14 protein-coding genes are annotated in these 15,795 nt (G+C 58.4%); all 14 read right to left on the bottom strand.

Annotated features, from left to right (window positions below):
* Window positions 1-51: 51 nt before the first annotated feature.
* Window positions 52-1,023 (bottom strand): ABC transporter ATP-binding protein, encoded by a 972-nt coding sequence (locus KO536_RS22530; RefSeq protein WP_219263019.1) that lies wholly within the window; start codon window positions 1,021-1,023, stop codon window positions 52-54.
* The gene (locus KO536_RS22525) at window positions 1,023-2,012 is read right to left on the bottom strand and encodes an ABC transporter ATP-binding protein (protein WP_219263018.1); all 990 of its coding nucleotides are present in this window, start codon (window positions 2,010-2,012) and stop codon (window positions 1,023-1,025) included. Before KO536_RS22525 ends, KO536_RS22530 begins: the two co-directional genes overlap by 1 nt.
* 2 nt (window positions 2,013-2,014) lie before the next feature.
* Entirely contained in the window at window positions 2,015-2,896 is an 882-nt protein-coding gene (gene ddpC / locus KO536_RS22520; protein WP_219263017.1) for a D,D-dipeptide ABC transporter permease, read from the bottom strand.
* 1 nt (window position 2,897) lies between these two features.
* Complete coding sequence (locus KO536_RS22515; RefSeq protein WP_133076828.1) at window positions 2,898-3,914, bottom strand: ABC transporter permease; 1,017 nt, start codon at window positions 3,912-3,914, stop codon at window positions 2,898-2,900.
* Between the two features lie 75 nt (window positions 3,915-3,989).
* The gene (locus KO536_RS22510; protein WP_219263015.1) at window positions 3,990-5,570 is read right to left on the bottom strand and encodes an ABC transporter substrate-binding protein; all 1,581 of its coding nucleotides are present in this window, start codon (window positions 5,568-5,570) and stop codon (window positions 3,990-3,992) included.
* Window positions 5,571-5,720: 150 nt separating this feature from the next.
* Window positions 5,721-6,272, bottom strand: a complete 552-nt coding sequence (ddpX, locus tag KO536_RS22505; protein ID WP_219263013.1) for a D-alanyl-D-alanine dipeptidase — start codon at window positions 6,270-6,272, stop codon at window positions 5,721-5,723.
* A gap of 38 nt (window positions 6,273-6,310) precedes the next feature.
* A complete protein-coding gene (locus KO536_RS22500; RefSeq protein ID WP_219263011.1) occupies window positions 6,311-7,171 on the bottom strand; it encodes a MurR/RpiR family transcriptional regulator in 861 nt (286 codons plus the stop codon).
* Window positions 7,172-7,333: 162 nt separating this feature from the next.
* The gene (locus tag KO536_RS22495; RefSeq protein WP_133076824.1) at window positions 7,334-7,831 is read right to left on the bottom strand and encodes a GNAT family N-acetyltransferase; all 498 of its coding nucleotides are present in this window, start codon (window positions 7,829-7,831) and stop codon (window positions 7,334-7,336) included.
* Window positions 7,832-8,029: 198 nt separating this feature from the next.
* Window positions 8,030-9,220, bottom strand: a complete 1,191-nt coding sequence (locus tag KO536_RS22490; protein WP_219263009.1) for a hypothetical protein — start codon at window positions 9,218-9,220, stop codon at window positions 8,030-8,032.
* A 13-nt stretch (window positions 9,221-9,233) separates the two neighbouring features.
* On the bottom strand, window positions 9,234-10,127 hold the full coding sequence (locus KO536_RS22485; protein ID WP_219263007.1) for a nitrilase family protein: 894 nt from the start codon (window positions 10,125-10,127) through the stop codon (window positions 9,234-9,236).
* Window positions 10,128-10,507: 380 nt separating this feature from the next.
* The gene (locus tag KO536_RS22480; protein ID WP_257623052.1) at window positions 10,508-12,715 is read right to left on the bottom strand and encodes a lipase family protein; all 2,208 of its coding nucleotides are present in this window, start codon (window positions 12,713-12,715) and stop codon (window positions 10,508-10,510) included.
* A 12-nt stretch (window positions 12,716-12,727) separates the two neighbouring features.
* Window positions 12,728-13,492, bottom strand: a complete 765-nt coding sequence (locus KO536_RS22475) for a hypothetical protein (protein ID WP_257623051.1) — start codon at window positions 13,490-13,492, stop codon at window positions 12,728-12,730.
* Window positions 13,489-14,334, bottom strand: a complete 846-nt coding sequence (locus tag KO536_RS22470) for a DUF4123 domain-containing protein (protein ID WP_219263006.1) — start codon at window positions 14,332-14,334, stop codon at window positions 13,489-13,491. Before KO536_RS22470 ends, KO536_RS22475 begins: the two co-directional genes overlap by 4 nt.
* Window positions 14,331-15,795 (bottom strand): type VI secretion system tip protein TssI/VgrG (gene tssI, locus KO536_RS22465; protein ID WP_219263005.1); only part of this gene is annotated, 1,465 nt, incomplete at its 5' end. The genes tssI and KO536_RS22470, both read right to left, overlap by 4 nt.

Here is a 15,795-nt window from a genome sequence, read left to right as displayed (position 1 = left end):
ACCATCTCGAACGCAGCTTCGTTCCTTCGGCAGCGGCTACAAGGAGTGCAGTCAGTCCTGTACGTGGCACCTGACTTGCTGGTGTTGACTTCCGCGCATCACTTGAGGCTGCTTGCAGCCCTCTCTGTTCAAACCGCAGCGCTCAAGGAAAAAACAACCCTCGGGCAGGTTCCTGTTGCCCGGCAACTCGGTAGGTGCCGCCACTTGCTCGGCAAGCAACGGTACACCCAGTCGCGGCACGGCTTCGAACAGCAGGCGTGTGTAAGGGTGACGCGGCTGCTCCAGAACCTGGGCGGCACTGCCCAGTTCGACGATCTGTCCCAGGTACATGACCGCCACCCGATCAGCCATATGGCGTACGACCGAAACGTTGTGGGAAATCAGGATGTAGGTCAGGTTGCGCGCCTGCTGCAGTTCGGCCAGCAAGTTGAGGATCTGGGCCTGCACCGAGATGTCCAGGGCAGAGGTCGGTTCGTCGAGGACGATGATGTCCGGGTCTGATGACAAGGCCCTGGCGATCGCAATGCGCTGGCGCTGGCCACCGGAAAACTGGTGCGCAAAACGGTCCAGGTATTCCGGGCGGATGCCCACCTGGGCAGCCACTTTGGCGGCAATGCTGCGCATCTGCTCGCGTGAGCGCATGCCTCGGGCATACAGCGGTTCGGTGATGATGCGCCAGATAGGCAGGCGAGGGTTCAGGGACGATTGCGGGTCCTGGAACACGATCTGGACGTTACTGCTGCCCTCGCCATTTTGCCCGTTGGCCCAGTTCAGTTCACCGCTGCTGGGCTTGAGCAGGCCCATGAGCAATTGGGCCAGGGTGCTTTTTCCGCACCCCGACTCGCCAACGATGCCCAGGGTTTCCCCGGCCCGGACTTGAAGGTCGATGCCATTGAGCGCGTGGGCGTAGCCCCGGGGACGGCCCAGCCAGTCATTGCTGACGGGGAAGCGCACGCGAACGTCGGTCAGCTTGAGAATCTCGGGTCCCGTGTCGATTGCAGGGTAAATCAGCGCACTGTTCATCACGAAAGCTCCTCTTGCGCCAGCCAGCACGCGCTCTTGCGTTGCTCATCCCGGTTGATGGCGGTCAGCACCGGGCGTTTTGCGCACACCGGCATGGCCTGCGTGCAGCGCTCGGCGAAGGTGCAACCGGTGGGCAGTTGTGAAAGGTTGGGGACTTGTCCGGGAATGGTCATCAGTGGCTGTCCAGGCTCGACCATCTCGGGCAGACCACTGAGCAAACCCCGGGTGTAAGGGTGACGGGGATTGCTCATGACCTCGGCGGTCAGGCCCTGTTCTACCACTGCCCCGGTGTACATCACGTAGACCCGGTCGCAGAACTGCGACACCAGCGCCATGTCGTGGGTGATCAACAGGATGGCCGTGCCTTTTTGCCGGGCCTTTTCGCGCAGCAACAACAGCACCTGGCGTTGCACCGTCACGTCGAGGGCGGTGGTGGGCTCGTCGGCGATCAGCAGTTGCGGCTCGCAAGAGAACGCCAGCGCAATCATCACCCGCTGGCGCATGCCACCGGACAGTTCGAACGGGTAGCTTTCCAGCACCTGCTCGGGGCTGGCGATGTGCATGTCGCGCAGCAGGGCAACCGCCTTGGCATGGGCAGCACTGACGCTGATCTTCTGGTGGTGAATGATGACGTCGAGCATTTGCCGGCCAATACGACGGGTCGGATTCAGGGCGGTCATCGGCTCCTGAAAGATCATGGCCGCATCGCGACCACGAATTTTCAGCAAGTCTTTTTCAGGTGCGCTGAGCATGTCGCGGTTGAGCATGCTCAGGCTGCCGGAGGTGATGCGATAGCTACGTTCGGGAAGTAGCCGCATGCTCAGCATCGCGGTCACGGACTTGCCCGATCCGGACTCGCCGACCACGCCGACTATTTCGCCGGGATTGACGTGCAGGGACACACCGTTCAGCGCCTTGACGCTGCTCTTGTAGGCAGGGAACTCAAGGCTCAAGTTGTCGATGGCCAGCACAGGATTGCACGTAGTCATGGTCATTTCCCCTGTTGGCGTGGGTCGAGCAGATCGCGCACGCCATCGCCCAGCAAGTTGAAACCGGTGGCGGTGATCAATATCGCCAGCCCCGGAAAGGTGGAGTACCACCAGTTATCCAGGATGTAGTTGCGTCCCGTGGCGACCATCGCGCCCCATTCCGCCGTAGGCTGCTGTGCGCCCAGGCCAATGAAACCCAGGGCTGAAGCCATCAGGATGGCGCTGCCGATGTCCAGGCTCAGTTGCACCAGCAAGGGCGGCATGGCGTTGCGGGCGACGTGCCAGTGCACCATGTGCCAGCGCCTGGCGCCGAACGTCTCGGCGGCCTTCACGTAGCCCATCTGGCGGATGCCCAGCGCCTGGCCGCGTGCCAGGCGGACATAGGAGGGAATCCGCACCAGGGTGATTGCCAGCATGGCATTGAACAGGCTTGCCCCCAGTGCGGCGGCCAGGGCCATGATCAGCACCAGTGACGGCACCGAGAGCATGATGTCCATCAAGCGCATGGTCAGGGCGTCAAAGCGCCCGCCGATCACTCCGGAAAAACAACCCAGCAGGCCGCCGATGAAACACGATGAAAAGGCCACGAACAGGCCAACGCCCACTGACTGCTGGCTGCCGTAGAGCACTCGGCTGAACAGGTCCCGGCCCACTTCATCGGTGCCGAACCAGTGCTCGGCGGACGGTGGTGCCAGACGCTCGGCCAGGTTCAGGGCGTTGGGGTCGTGGCTGGCCAGCCAGGGGGCGAAGATCATGGACGCCACGACCATCAGGGTGATCAGCAGGCCCGCCATGGTCAGCGGGCTGCGGCGGACCTGATAGGCCAGGTAGGTCAGTTTTTCACGCCATTGCGGGCCGTGTGTTGCGCTAAGGGGGACCGACATCTCAATTCACCTCGCCAATGCGTGGATCGATCACGCGGTACAGCAGATCGATGGCCATGTTCAGCAGTACATAGATAAACGACACCAGGATGGCGAAGCCCATCACCGCCGGGAAATCCAGGGACTGGATCGACTTGACGACATAGGCACCCATGCCCGGCCAGGCAAATACGGTTTCGGTCAGGACTGCGCCGTAGAGCAGATCGCCCAGGGTCAGGCCCAGAACGGTTACCGACGGAATCAGTGCATTGGGCAGGGCGTGTCGCAGGATCACGGTCCAGCGCGACAGGCCATAGGCCCGGGCGGTACGGATATAGTCCTCGCCCAATTGATCGAGCATGGCGGAGCGGATCTGCCGCGAGATGACGCCTAGGGTCACGAAACCGAGGGTGGCCGCGGGCAGGATCAAGTGCTTGAGTGCATCGAAAAACAGGGTGAAGTTACCGGCCAGCAGGGAGTCGATCAGGTAGAAACCGGTGATGGTCGTCGGTGGCGTGAGCCCTTCGGACAGGCGACCACCGCCGGGCAGCCAGCCAAGGTGGCCATAAAACAGCACGATGGCGCCCAGGCCGAGCCAGAACGCCGGGGTAGAAATGCCGGTGACGGCCAGGGTGCGTGCGATCTGATCGATGGCGCGGTTGTGGTAGACCGCCGACAGCACGCCCAGCGGCACGCCGACCAGGATGGCGAAGAACAACGCCACCAGGGCCAGTTCCAGGGTCGCCGGGAAGAACGCCTGTAGATCCTCCAGTACCGGGCGGTTGGTACGGATCGATGTGCCGAGATCACCCTGGACCAGGTCCAGCACGTAGCGGCCGTATTGTTGGTACAGGGGCAAGTCCAGCCCCAGTTGATGGCGGATACCGGCGACCAGCGCATCGCTGGCACGGTCACCGGCGATCAACCGTGCGGGGTCGCCGGGAATCAGGTGGGAGATGGTAAAGGTAATCAGCGAGACACCGAACACGACCAGTAACAGGCCAAGCAGGCGCTTGCGCAACAACGTCAGGAAGGCCATAGGGCACCTCAGTCACTCTAACGACAGAAATCCAACGCCATGCGCGCCATTGCTGGCGCGCACGCAGCAGCAGGTTTACTTGCTCATGCTGCCCAGGTTGAACACCTGCTCGAGCATCGGGTTGAACACGTAGCCCTTGACCGAATCACGCATCGGCAGGGTGTAGCTCTTCTGATAGAGGTAAACGTAGGCGCTGTCGTTGAGCACCACTTTCTGCGCCTGCTGGTACAGCTCGGTGCGTTTGGCGGTGTCGCTGGTGGTGGCGGCTTCGCGGATCAGGGTATCGACCTGCGGGTTGCTGTAGAACGAACGGTTGCCCTGCAGGCCCTGCATCTTGGAGTCGAACCAGAAGTTCATGAACATGTACGGGTCGGCGAAGTCCGGGCTCCAGGTGCCGACGGCGATGTCGTAGTCGGCCTGGCCAACGCGCTCACGCAGGGTGGCGTTGGCGGTTTTCTCCAGCTTGAGGTTGATGCCCAGTGGGGCGAGGGCGGCTTGTAGGGTCAGGCCGATCGGCTCCCAGTTGGCGTCCTTGTCGGAGTACATGTAGCTCAGGTTGGTGATTTTCTTTGGCACCTTGGCCAGGCTGTCCATGGCCGCAGGCATGTCCTGCTTCATGTTGGGCAGCGAGCTGTCGTAGGCCCACATACCGTCCGGGATCGGTCCGTTCAGCAGTTCGGCCTTGCCCTTCAGGATGCCTTTGACGATGCCGTTGTAGTCCACGGCTTCGGTGATTGCACGGCGCGCATCGACGTTGGTCAGGGGGCCTTGCTTGTTGTTCAGGTACAGGTAGGTGACCCGCAGCGAAGGGAACTCCTTGACCACGACGCCCGGTTTGCTGGCCAGAGAACCCAGCTGGTCTTCAGGCATGTCTTCGATGATGTCCAGATCACCGCGCTCCAGTTGCAGGCGGCGTACCGAAGGCTCGGCGATGATCTTGAGCACGACGGTCTTGAGCGCAGGTTTGGCACCGGCGTAATGGGGGTTCGGTTCCATGGTCAGCGACTGGCCTTTCTGCCAGTTGCTCAGGCGGTAAGGGCCAGAACCTGCGGTGTGGCTGGACAGCCAGGCATTGGCCTCTGCGCCTTTGTTGGCCACCAGCGGATTGACGATCGAGGCACCGTTGTGGGCCAGTGTGAACAGGAAGGGCGCGAACGGTGTCTTGAGGGTGAAACGCACGGTCTGCGGGTCGATCACCTCCACCACCATGTCTTCCGGGAAAGCACCGGACGGCCCTTGCTTGAGGGTCATCAGACGGTCGAAGGAAAACTTGACGGCCGCAGCGTCTACGCCCGTGCCGTCATCGAACTTGTTGCCGGGCTTGAGTTTGAATTCCCAGACCAGATTGTCCGGGGAAACAGTCCAGCTCTCGGCCAGGTCTCCCTGGACTTCGGTGCTGCTCTTGTCGCCGTCGGTCTTGTAGCCCACCAGCCGCTGGTAAGACGGGTAGGTGATGGTCCAGTCGTTGTTGTCAAACGTCACGGCCGGGTCGAGGGTCTGCGGGTCGGCGGGTTTGCCGATGACCAGGGTGTCCTGTGCGGTGGCTGCTGTCGCCGCTTGCCAGGCGCCAAGGCTCAAGGCTGCGCAGAGCATGCCAGGCAACAGTTTCAGGGTACGGGAAGCGGTGGTGCGGTTCACGGTCTTGATGAGGGTCATGCCGGTTTCCTTCAACATTCGATGTCTGGAAGTAGGTTTATTTTTGGAATCTATAACCGGGCAGTAGCAGATGAAGCATGTTTGAAACGTTTTTGTTGTTGTCGTAAAGCGGTGTCACAGGCATCGAAACTCTATGGTTTCGTGGCCGGATTACTCGTGGAGCAAGGGGTAATCGTCTGCGTTGGGCAGCTCGAAATGCCACCACTCCGTGGGGATCGCCTGGAAGCCCGCGCCCAGCATGATGCCCAGTAACAGCAGGCGATTGCGCTGCACGTTGACCGGCAGGTCGGGGTAGAACTGGTGGGACTTGTCTTCCATCGCGTCGAACGCGGTGCCCATGTCCAGCGGCTGGCCGTTGTCGTCCACAAGGGTCAGGTCCACGGCAACACCGCGACTGTGGTGAGAGCCCAGATGCGGATCGCGCACGTAGTCGCCGTTGGGCAATGCCTCCCATAGCAAAAACTGGGCATAGGGCGGGCGATAGGCGTCATAGATGAGCAGGCTGTAGCCCGCCAGGTTCGCCAGCTGGCTGGCCTTGCGCAAACAGACGGCTGCATCGCGGTGCAACTGGCAACGGGCCGTCGGGTAGATGATTTTGCCGGCCAGGTTGTCGGCAGTGGCGTAGATCATTTCGATCTGCACCTGATACTGCTCGACATTGATTTCAACGAGCGGGCTTGGGGTGGCAACGCATTGGTTCACACAAACACTCCATTTGTGATTTGTTTGAGGCGATCGGCTCAGCCTTCGAACTGGCCGAAGGCTTTTTGCAACTGACGATTTTTTGCCAGGCGTTCATCCAGATGCTCGCCGTATTTTTCTGCCACGGCCGACACCATCAGATTCAGCAGGCATGCCAGGGGAGCCGGGGAATCCCAGAACTGCCCGACGTCGGTCTTGATCTGCAGCAGGTCCAGCGGGTAATCCCGGGCCCAGGGGCATTGCAGGTCGGTGATCAGGGCCAGGGGCAAATCGTTGTCGCTGGCCGCGTCGCAGAAGGTCTGGGTCACGCTGGAGTACGCCCGGAAGTCGGCAATGATCGCGTACGGATTGGCGAAACCGGAGTTCAGGGTTTCGGCGTAGATGCCCGACAGGCCGTCAACGTAGTAGACCTTGGGGCGGATGTACTCAAGGTGACTGTGAAAAGCAGTCAGGATGCCGCGGGTGGACTGGATGCCGAGGATAAACACCGCATCGGCTTCGTGAATGCGTTGCACGATCCGGGCAAAGGTTTCGCTGCGGGCCAGTTCATAGACCTGCTGGATGGCCTCGATTTCACGATGCAGGGAACGGTCCAGCGCATCATCGCAGCTGTTTTCGGCGCGGAAGGCGCCGATACGGTCGGTGATCAACCACGAGGTAGGGGCTTCACCGCGCAGGCTCTGCTTGACCTCATCCAGGTTCTGATAACCCAGGGAACGCAGGAAACGGCCCACGGAAATACCCGTGGTAGAGGTTTGCTGCGCAATGCTGTCAGCGGACTCGAAGGGCAACTGTTGCGGATTGCCCAACAAGTAACTGGCAATACGCTTGCCGGTGGGTGTCAGGTTGGAGAACTCTTGTTCCAGCAACTGAAGAAAGCTGTTTTTTTCCAAGGACATAAGAGCGCGCCGACACTGTGGTTGTTATTGGTATGTCATTTGTTTGCTTCGTGTTAGCAACATAACATTTGTTTTCACGGCAACACAACGCCTTTTCTGAAGCGTGTGCAGTGAAGTGTTTTTTGCGGGTATCACGAGCGCCTTGGGCGCTCGCACAGATACTCAGACAGCCATGACCATCTCATGCCAGGCCATGCCGCCATGTTCGGAGGGGGATGGCTGAACGTACTGATAGCCCAGCCGGGTATAGAGCCCGACGTGCTGTTCTTTGCACATCAGGTGGATGGTTTTTTTCCCGAGGCTGCGCATCTGCTCGACAAACTCGTGCATCAGCAGCGTTGAAAAGCCCTTGCCCTGGTGTTCAGGGGACACCACCACGGACATGATCACCACATTGGGCGCCGCTGGGTCGTGCCCGATCAGCTCCTTGAAGGCCTCATCCGACATGACCACGTCGTGGGCGCAGCCGCTATTGATGAAACCCACCACCTGGCTGGCCTGCTCAAGGATCAGAAATCCCTGGGGATACTGGGCGATCCGTGTACGAATCTTTTCCAGAGTGGCGGCTTCATCGCCTTCATAGGCTGAAATTTCGATCTGATAGCAGCGCTCCGCGTCCTGCGGGGTTGCGTGTCTGAATAGGGGGGGTGGTAGAACCATGGGCTGCTCTCTGTGGTGGGGGGTGTCAGTGTCCGTGCTTTTGGATAGGTGGCAATTTTACAGGGGGTGGGGTGTTCTTATTTTTATTTTCTGAAAAATATCTAAGGCTAGTTTCGAATCGGGCGATGAGTACCCCCGAAAGCCATTCCAACCCAATGGAAACTCCCGGCTATCGGGGGTGAAACCTGTCGCGGTGGACTACACCAGTACGCCAATCACCGGCACGATCAGCAAGGTGCTGATTGCCATCGACAAGACATTGCCGATATAGGGGTGCATGTAACCGGGCACCCACCGGGCGATGGCGCACGCCAGGGGCGGAGCGATCAAGGCGCCGAGCACTGCGCTGGCAATCATCACCACCGGGCTGGCGCCGTAGGTGAGCACCGCCGCAGGCACGACTGATACCAGCGGCACGTACGTGGGATACCAGCCACGTTTTCGCCATTCTCCACGCCACACAATGACGCCCACCAACGAGGTCAGCGCCTGCGCTGCAACCATCTGCAGCAGCACGCCGGAACCATAGGCGGGACTGAGCGGGTTCAAGGTGAAGGCCAGTAAAACCCCCGCCAACATGCCCAGGCTGGCCCACTCGTTGCCATAAAACGGCGCCTCTGAAAAGTCTGCCAGCACACGGCGTGCTATCCAGATCACGCCGTAGTCCGGCGTATTGGCAGGCGGTGCAGGCGCAGTTGGCGGTTTTTGCTCGTGGCGGGGTGTCACCAGCGCTGGCAGCGCCCGGCACAGGCCAAAAGCAATCACGCTCCCCAGTGCCATGCCCAGCACATTTCCGATGACCACGGGCAAGCCCAAGGGCACGCACACGTAGTTGACGATCAACAGACACGATGGCGTGACGAGCAGGGCGCCGAGGATTGCTCCGTTGAGGGTGACTTTCCAGCCGCCGCCAAACAGCAGCACCATCGCTGCCGGCAAAGACACAAATGCGGCGAAGGTGGGCTGCCAGGTGTCAGCCGTCATGGTCCAGCCCCACAGCGCATTGCTGAGCAACAACCCCAGCAATGAACTCGTCACCAGCCATGGCCACAAGCCGGTGCCATAGCTGATGCTGAACCCTTGCCAGGTTTGGGCGTAGCGACTGGCCCAGTACCCCAGGGCGCCACCCAGCAACAAGCCCAGCGAGGCCAGCTCATGCTTGTAAAACGCGACTTCGCTGATATCGCCCAACACCCAGCGCAGCCAGGCCAGGGGGGAGGGCATACTCGCCATCATGTCGCTGTAGGCGGGCCAATACACCGTGCCAGCGCTTGAGTACGTCACGGCCACCCAGGCCGTCACTGCGCCAACCATCAGCAAGGTGCCGACCAGCAGGATCAGAAAACGGGCAGCGGGCCCGGGGGTTTCTCTGTCGGAAAAGATCTGCATGATGTTCACCCGCTCAACGCGGCAAACGCGGGTGATGGCAATAGCCGAGCAGCTCGTCATACACATCGGTACGACGGTCGCGCAGCAGATCGTTCAGGTTGTTCCAGATCGGTGCGCTGCGGGCGGTCGAGAGGTCGATGTCAGCGTAGAGAATGGTCTGCTCGTCGGCCGATGCAATTTTGCCGATGGGCCAGCCATTGGTTCCGGCAATCAGCGAACAGCCCAGGTAGCGCGCATCCTGTTCCTTGCCAATGCGGTCGGCCGCGGCAATAAACACGTTATTGACGTGGGCAGCGGTCATCGTCAGGTACGAGGCCATGCATTTGCCCGCCTCGTCGAACAGCGGCGGTGGGGTCCAGACCCAGTTGTTCAGGCTGCAGATAATATCGGCGCCTTGCTGGCTCAGCAGGCGGGGCACTTCGGGAAACCAGATATCCCAGCAAATCAGCAGGCCGATGCGCCCGATGGAGGTTTCAAACACCGGAAAGCCAAGGTTGCCGGGGGTGAACCAGAGCTTTTCCTTGTTCCACAAATGCGCTTTGCGGTACTTGCCGACAAAGCCGTCCGGGCCGAGCAGCACCGCCGTATCGAACAGCTGCATGGCGTCCTGCTCGGCAAGACCGGCCACCAGATAGACCTGGTGTTTTTGCGCAAAATTGATCCACGCCTTGACACTGGGACCGTCTGGAACGGTTTCGGCATGATCGAAGGCATCCTGGCGATTGGCAAACAGATAGCCGGTGTTGGCCAGCTCCGGGAGCACAATCAGATCCGCTCCGTTCATGGCCGCCTCCCGGGCCAGGTCCAGACTGTTTTGCAGATTGCTCTGGATGTTGTGAATGCCTACTTGCGGATCGAATTGCACCACCGCAACGCGTACCGCACTGACTGCGACAGATTCGCTCATGACTGACACCTCTTCTTGTTTTTATTGGCCCGCCTCACGTGGCGGGTAATTAGTAAGAAGAGTTGTTAGCAAGAGCGTCTGTCGCTGGATTCCGTGTCTCGTGTAGTCCGTCTATTAGGTGATTGCAGGGTTTTTATTTGTGGACTACAGGGATAGAGGTATTCGGGCACTGAGCTTGAGTGCTTCATGGGGGAATCTGGTGAATTAATCGGTCAGCCACGAGACGGGGCTCACCGCAAGCCTCTCATCGTAAGCGGACAAAAAACACATTGGTGGGGACGGTCACGAGGTAAGTGTTCAAGGTGATGATTCAACGACGGGCCCTGTCTAGACGTGACTGACTTGCGCGTAATCCACGCACAAGCCAGCAGACACGCCCGCTAAAGCATAGAGTCGATATCAAATGGTTTGGGTGCACCGCTGCGGGAGGCGAACATCAAATAGCCGTCATCCTGCTGCGGAATCATTGCAATCTGCACCTGCAGGTTGTTCTCCCGCTGGTCCTTCCAGCGAAGCAGAGCGGCTTGCAGGTCGGGAGATTGCGCGGCACTGCCGTAGACATCTGCCGGCTTGAGCCGACGAAATCGGAGTGCCTTGAGCCGTTGCAGCGAATCAGCAAGCTTGCCTGACTCACCGGACAATTCACTCACCGTTTGCAGGTACTCGGGATCGTGTTTGTGATAGCCCAGCGTGTCCACTACTTGCTTGCGCTTATCTTGTACCTTACTGCGCATCGTACTTAATGCCGCCTCCACCAGATTGTATTCACGGTCGGTGACTACCGTCCCGTTTGCTTCCTGAGTTTGCTGCCAGCGTCGCAAGGTCGCCCAGGAGTACGGGATATAAGAGCCCGGTATGCTGTGATCCGCTAAATTCATGGCCTGATCGATGAAACCACCACGAAATGGCAGATCACCGTCTTTGGCGAGCGCCCGGGTGCAGGCCGCCTCTTCTATGGAGGCACAACCCGGATTCCAGAGAATCGACGACTTCTCCTTGGGGTTAAAATCCACCGGCATGAAGTGGTGTAACTCGCCATGGTGCTCATAAGGCGCACCCCCCACACGAACAAGACCTGACACAAAGATCAAAAGGCCTAAAACCGGGTTGGTCACAAACAGTGACACAAGCCCAGGAATCCAGATGGACCGCCGTGCGTTCATCCAGGGGGCGGGGACACCGGGAATCATGTCGTTGTTGTTGACCATGCGGTGATGTTTCAGTGGCTTGGCCGCTTCAACGAAAGTGGCATCACCCACGCGGGGCGATCCATAGGTGTAAAGGAGAATGTTGTATTTCTGAGTTTCAGAACATCGCAAGGCTTCTGCCAATAGCAAGGCAATCGCTCCGCCCAAACTATGGCCACTGATTATGATTTTTTGGCCGACATAAAATCGGGATAAATAGTCTTGAATAAACTCTTTTAAAGCTTTATAGGCATCGTAAAAGCCATTATGGACTTTTCCTTTACCCTCGATGAAGGGTACTTGCTCAGCATCCGCGTCACGCCACCAATCCGATAATTCCAGCGTTCCACGGATAGCGATCAGTATCACTTCATCATGATGGGTGATAAACGCCTGCGTGCTCTTTGCGCTAAATACATGCTTGGTGGTGTCATCAAAAAAATGCAAATTAGCAGGATGTTCCTGAGTTTTACTGGGTTTGTTTTGCTCATACAACGTTGGGTCGAACGGCAAAATTTCAAATCGCTTCGAGTACGGCACATCTTCATACAGTGGGAAATAGCGGTGAACTGACGATTGTGAACGGTCTACCCTCCAACTTTCCCGGTAGTTTGAAAGAGCATCGCCAAAAAAGTGACCGACACTGGGATCCAGTGAAAAATTCACAGCGTCTACCGGCTTCAGTGCAGGGTGCTGGCCGAAGTCGGAATAACTTAAATTCGCCATGATCGCAAGCTGATACAGGTTCAGTGCGCAGAAGTCTCCATCGGTAGAAAGCATGGGTCTAAGGGCACGCAGTGGGCGCACCTGTAGCAGTGTGTGCCGGTTCGGCAGCAGCCCAACTCCCGAACTGGATAATGGCTGCGGACCATACCGAAGCTCATCAAGCGCCCTGACCAGGATGTCATCCGGCGGGTATTTGCGGTCAACCGGGGGAGGTAAATGCGCGCTGTGCTTGACCAGGTCCCGCACCTCAACCTGGATGAATTGATCGCCCGCTTTTTGCGCGGGATTGTGGTCGACAGGAAAGCCGTCTTTGTGAAAAAAACGGGTTTGTTCGGCGCGGACTTGAAGTTCGGTAATTGGGATGGGATATGATTGTCTATCCGCGATTTTCTCATACCAAATATCAATACCTCCTTGGTACTCACTATCGACCTTTAATATGCAAGGCCCTCGATAGCAGTTTTCAATTTTAGCGAAGCCTTCGGAGTTCAGGAATCCCGTATACTTCTGCTCCGCACTGTCCTGAAGAGAGTATGCAAGACCTGCATAGGGTTTGCTATCACCGAATTCATCCACTAGTTTAAAACTAAACCAGTGACCTTTTAATGGGCAGGCAAACATTTCACCTCTAAAAGACGGCTTATCCACATCTTCCATTGATTTATAAGAGCTCATTGTTTGACATCCTTATTCGGTGCAGTTGGGGTAGACGGTGCAGTCACGCCCATCAGGCATTTTGAAGCTGGTGAATATAGGTGGGGATTGACAGCGGAAACTTTCTTTTGTGTCTATACAGTGTTTCCAGCCTTTAGAAGTTTCTAACCACGAACGCCTAAAGTAAGGCAATTCTACTTTCGCTTCTGTGAGTACCAATTTCACGGTCTTGCCCGCTAACTGATCGCGCTGCAGCGCTCCGCCTGCCAGGCTTTTTTGCACGACGCCATTCGTGTCGAGTGCCCGGCACTGCAGGATTTTCACGATGTAACGGTACGGACCCATCGTGCGGAAAAACCACTGGCACTGGCCCTGAAAGACCAGCGGTCCGGATGCGGGAAAAGGGCGAAGCGTTTCTGTTGGTTCATCAAGAATGGACAAACCGGCCCTTTGCAGACTCATGTCCAGCTCACGTTTACCCCACTGACCTTCGATATGCAGCACCACATTTGTCAAAACCATTGAACAACCCCTGCTTGTATCCGTCAGCGGCAGCTTGAACTCAACCGGGCGCGTTTCTATGGATTGCCCGCTTTGAATACGGTTTTTACTGGAACATGAATCGCCGGAGGTCGATGCGTAATACGCCACTGGACTAATGGTGAAGTTTTCAGGCATCTCGGCTTGAAAGGTAAAATGTTCTGGTTGTGCCATTGAACAGCCCGAAACTACAAAGGCCATTGCATTCACAAACAAGACCCGCAGGAACCTGGGAGACATATGTCGTTCGTTCATCATGCTGATTGCTCTCCTGACCAGAACTTCACTTCATTCAAAAGGCGCTCGAAGTGAACCTGCGGGTCTTCGTCGGCATGTGGCAGCCAGCTTCTCAACAAGGGTGGCTTGAGTGTATTGATGATCAAAAAGTGCAGTTGCTCAGGGGTGGACCAGCCCCATTGCCTAGCCTGGGAGAGTTGTTCTGCGAGCCAGGTACTTGGGTCCTGGCGCTGGCTGAGTCGCATCAGCTCGTCGCTGTGTTCTGCCAACAGATACCGGTAGATATTGGAATGAAGCATCGCCATCGTCTGGCTCGCGGGCACTGGCACGTTCAGCCACGCCGGGTCAGCAGGTACCGGATGCATTCCGGGAGCAGGATTGTTAACGACTGCCCACTGTGAACCCTGCCAAAAACACACACTGATCGCGGGCCCCAGGTACTCAGGGCGGGCCTCTTCAGGGATATGCTCCAAGGCACGGGTGAGGGCACGATTATCGTGAAAACGGTACAGCGCCTGATGGGGGCGAGTGCCGGTAATCACGCGTTCGCGCCAGTGCCGGGTCAGCGCAGGCAGGTCATCTTTGCCAATACTGGCAAGCCAGCCCCAATTACGTTCAGGCACCTCAAGCAGCGCTATGATGTGTTCGTTATCGGGACTGTTGATGAGGAAGATGAAGGGCCCCGCATCAGCGAGGTCTGCGAGCGGAGTCTCGCTGTACACCCTGCAGTATTGCTCCAGGCCGTGGTTTTTCAGCAGGGCCTGCCGGGCAGCACGCTCGCCTTCAGAGTCCAGAATCAAGCACAGCGAGTGGCCGAGCGTTAGCTGTTCTGCCATCCATTGCCGCACAGAGGCAATCTTCATGAGTTCACTCCATTCGGTAGGCAAAGCCCGTCTTTGCACGCCACGCAAATCGGGCAGGCGTCCATGTTTTTAACTTTCGTACCCGCCATTAGGGCGGTGAGTGTCGGAGCGAACATGGGCTGTGCCGAGCGCGCCTGGGCGGCTTGCAGCGAAGGAACACCCGCCACGGGCGCGCCCCCCTGAACAATGTCCACGCTGCTGAAAATGCCGCCTGCAGTGATGAGGATGTGTTGACCACCAGCCTGGAGCGTCAGGCTCATGCCGGCATTGATCACCACATTGGCGGCAGTGACATGGGCGTGTGCCCCGGCCTGAATCACCAGCGTGCCGTCGGCCGTCGTGCTGCTGTTGCCGGTGATGCTGATCAGTTCGTTGCCACCGATCACCGTGTTACGCAGGCCTTGGGTGGTGTGCAGTTCGTCACCCTTGATCAGGCTGGAGCTGTTGTTGTCCACCTGCTCAACGCGGTCGTTGCTGATCAGGCTGTGGCTGTCCCGCGTGATGTGCTCGCGGCGGTCGTTACCGATGTGGGTGTCGCTGTCGTTGAGGATCACCTGTTCGATGTCGCGCTGCGCCCGCAGGTGGATCAACTCCTGCCCGGCCCGGTCTTCAATCGACAGTTCGTTGTAGCCGCCATTGGCGGGTGAGCTGTGGCTACGCAGTACCGTTTTGGTCTTGTGCGCGGGCAAGGGGTAGGGCACCGGCGTGACCTTGTTGGGGACGCAACCGGTAATCAGTGGATGGTCGGGATTACCCTCCAGATACGTCACGACGACTTCCATGCCGATGCGCGGGATAGTCACCGCACCGAAACTTTCTCCCGCCCAGCTGGATGACACCCGCAGCCAGCAACTGCTCTTGTCGCTGCCCAGCTCGGCGCGGTCCCAATGGAACTCGACTTTGACCCGGCCGTATTCATCGCAAAAAATCTCTTCCCCTACAGGCCCCGTAACGCGGGCCGTCTGGCTGACCAATACGGATTTGCGCGTGACCAAGGGAGGCCGGTAGAACACGTCCCAGGGGATCGCACTGAAGGTGTTGCGGTAACCCTGGGTGAAGCCGTCTTCGGGGTTAACGTCGCTGGTGATCGCTTCCTCCAGCGCCTGAGGTTGCTTGCCTGTGTGCGTCACGCTGAGCAACAGCCACAAGTCGTTGCAGGCTTTACGGGGGTGTTCGGTCAGGTCAAAGAAGTGACCGCTGCGCAGAGTCGGCTGGTCGCTTTTGCCCTCGGCTAACTGGTAGTCGGTGCGGTGTCGCTCCAGGGCTTGGCGGGCGATTTGTCTGCCGAGCTTTTCATTTTCGATCAACGCCGGGTAACGGTAGTCTTCGAGCGCCGGGTTGAACTCGGCTGTGAAGTGGCTTTGCAGCAACAGGCTTGGGCGTTTTAGATCATAGCCCCGGCGTGTGGTGGTACTGGTTCGGGTGCTGTAACGCATCGAGAACTGGCTGACGACCGGGTGA

This window comes from Pseudomonas sp. NKUCC02_KPG (assembly GCF_019345465.1).
In the GTDB taxonomy this organism is placed as follows: Bacteria; Pseudomonadota; Gammaproteobacteria; order Pseudomonadales; family Pseudomonadaceae; genus Aquipseudomonas.
This window is presented reverse-complemented; position numbering and strand designations above follow the sequence as displayed.

Bases quoted from the DNA above. Each gene is read 5' to 3' on its own strand.
- KO536_RS22530 (WP_219263019.1), bottom strand. From the start codon at position 1,023: ATGAACAGTGCGCTGATTTACCCTGCAATCGACACGGGACCCGAGATT.
- KO536_RS22525 (WP_219263018.1), bottom strand. From the start codon at position 2,012: ATGACTACGTGCAATCCTGTGCTGGCCATCGACAACTTGAGCCTTGAG.
- ddpC (WP_219263017.1), bottom strand. From the start codon at position 2,896: ATGTCGGTCCCCCTTAGCGCAACACACGGCCCGCAATGGCGTGAAAAA.
- KO536_RS22515 (WP_133076828.1), bottom strand. From the start codon at position 3,914: ATGGCCTTCCTGACGTTGTTGCGCAAGCGCCTGCTTGGCCTGTTACTG.
- KO536_RS22510 (WP_219263015.1), bottom strand. From the start codon at position 5,570: ATGACCCTCATCAAGACCGTGAACCGCACCACCGCTTCCCGTACCCTG.
- KO536_RS22500 (WP_219263011.1), bottom strand. From the start codon at position 7,171: ATGTCCTTGGAAAAAAACAGCTTTCTTCAGTTGCTGGAACAAGAGTTC.
- KO536_RS22495 (WP_133076824.1), bottom strand. From the start codon at position 7,831: ATGGTTCTACCACCCCCCCTATTCAGACACGCAACCCCGCAGGACGCG.
- KO536_RS22490 (WP_219263009.1), bottom strand. From the start codon at position 9,220: ATGCAGATCTTTTCCGACAGAGAAACCCCCGGGCCCGCTGCCCGTTTT.
- KO536_RS22485 (WP_219263007.1), bottom strand. From the start codon at position 10,127: ATGAGCGAATCTGTCGCAGTCAGTGCGGTACGCGTTGCGGTGGTGCAA.
- KO536_RS22480 (WP_257623052.1), bottom strand. From the start codon at position 12,715: ATGAGCTCTTATAAATCAATGGAAGATGTGGATAAGCCGTCTTTTAGA.
- KO536_RS22475 (WP_257623051.1), bottom strand. From the start codon at position 13,492: ATGATGAACGAACGACATATGTCTCCCAGGTTCCTGCGGGTCTTGTTT.
- KO536_RS22470 (WP_219263006.1), bottom strand. From the start codon at position 14,334: ATGAAGATTGCCTCTGTGCGGCAATGGATGGCAGAACAGCTAACGCTC.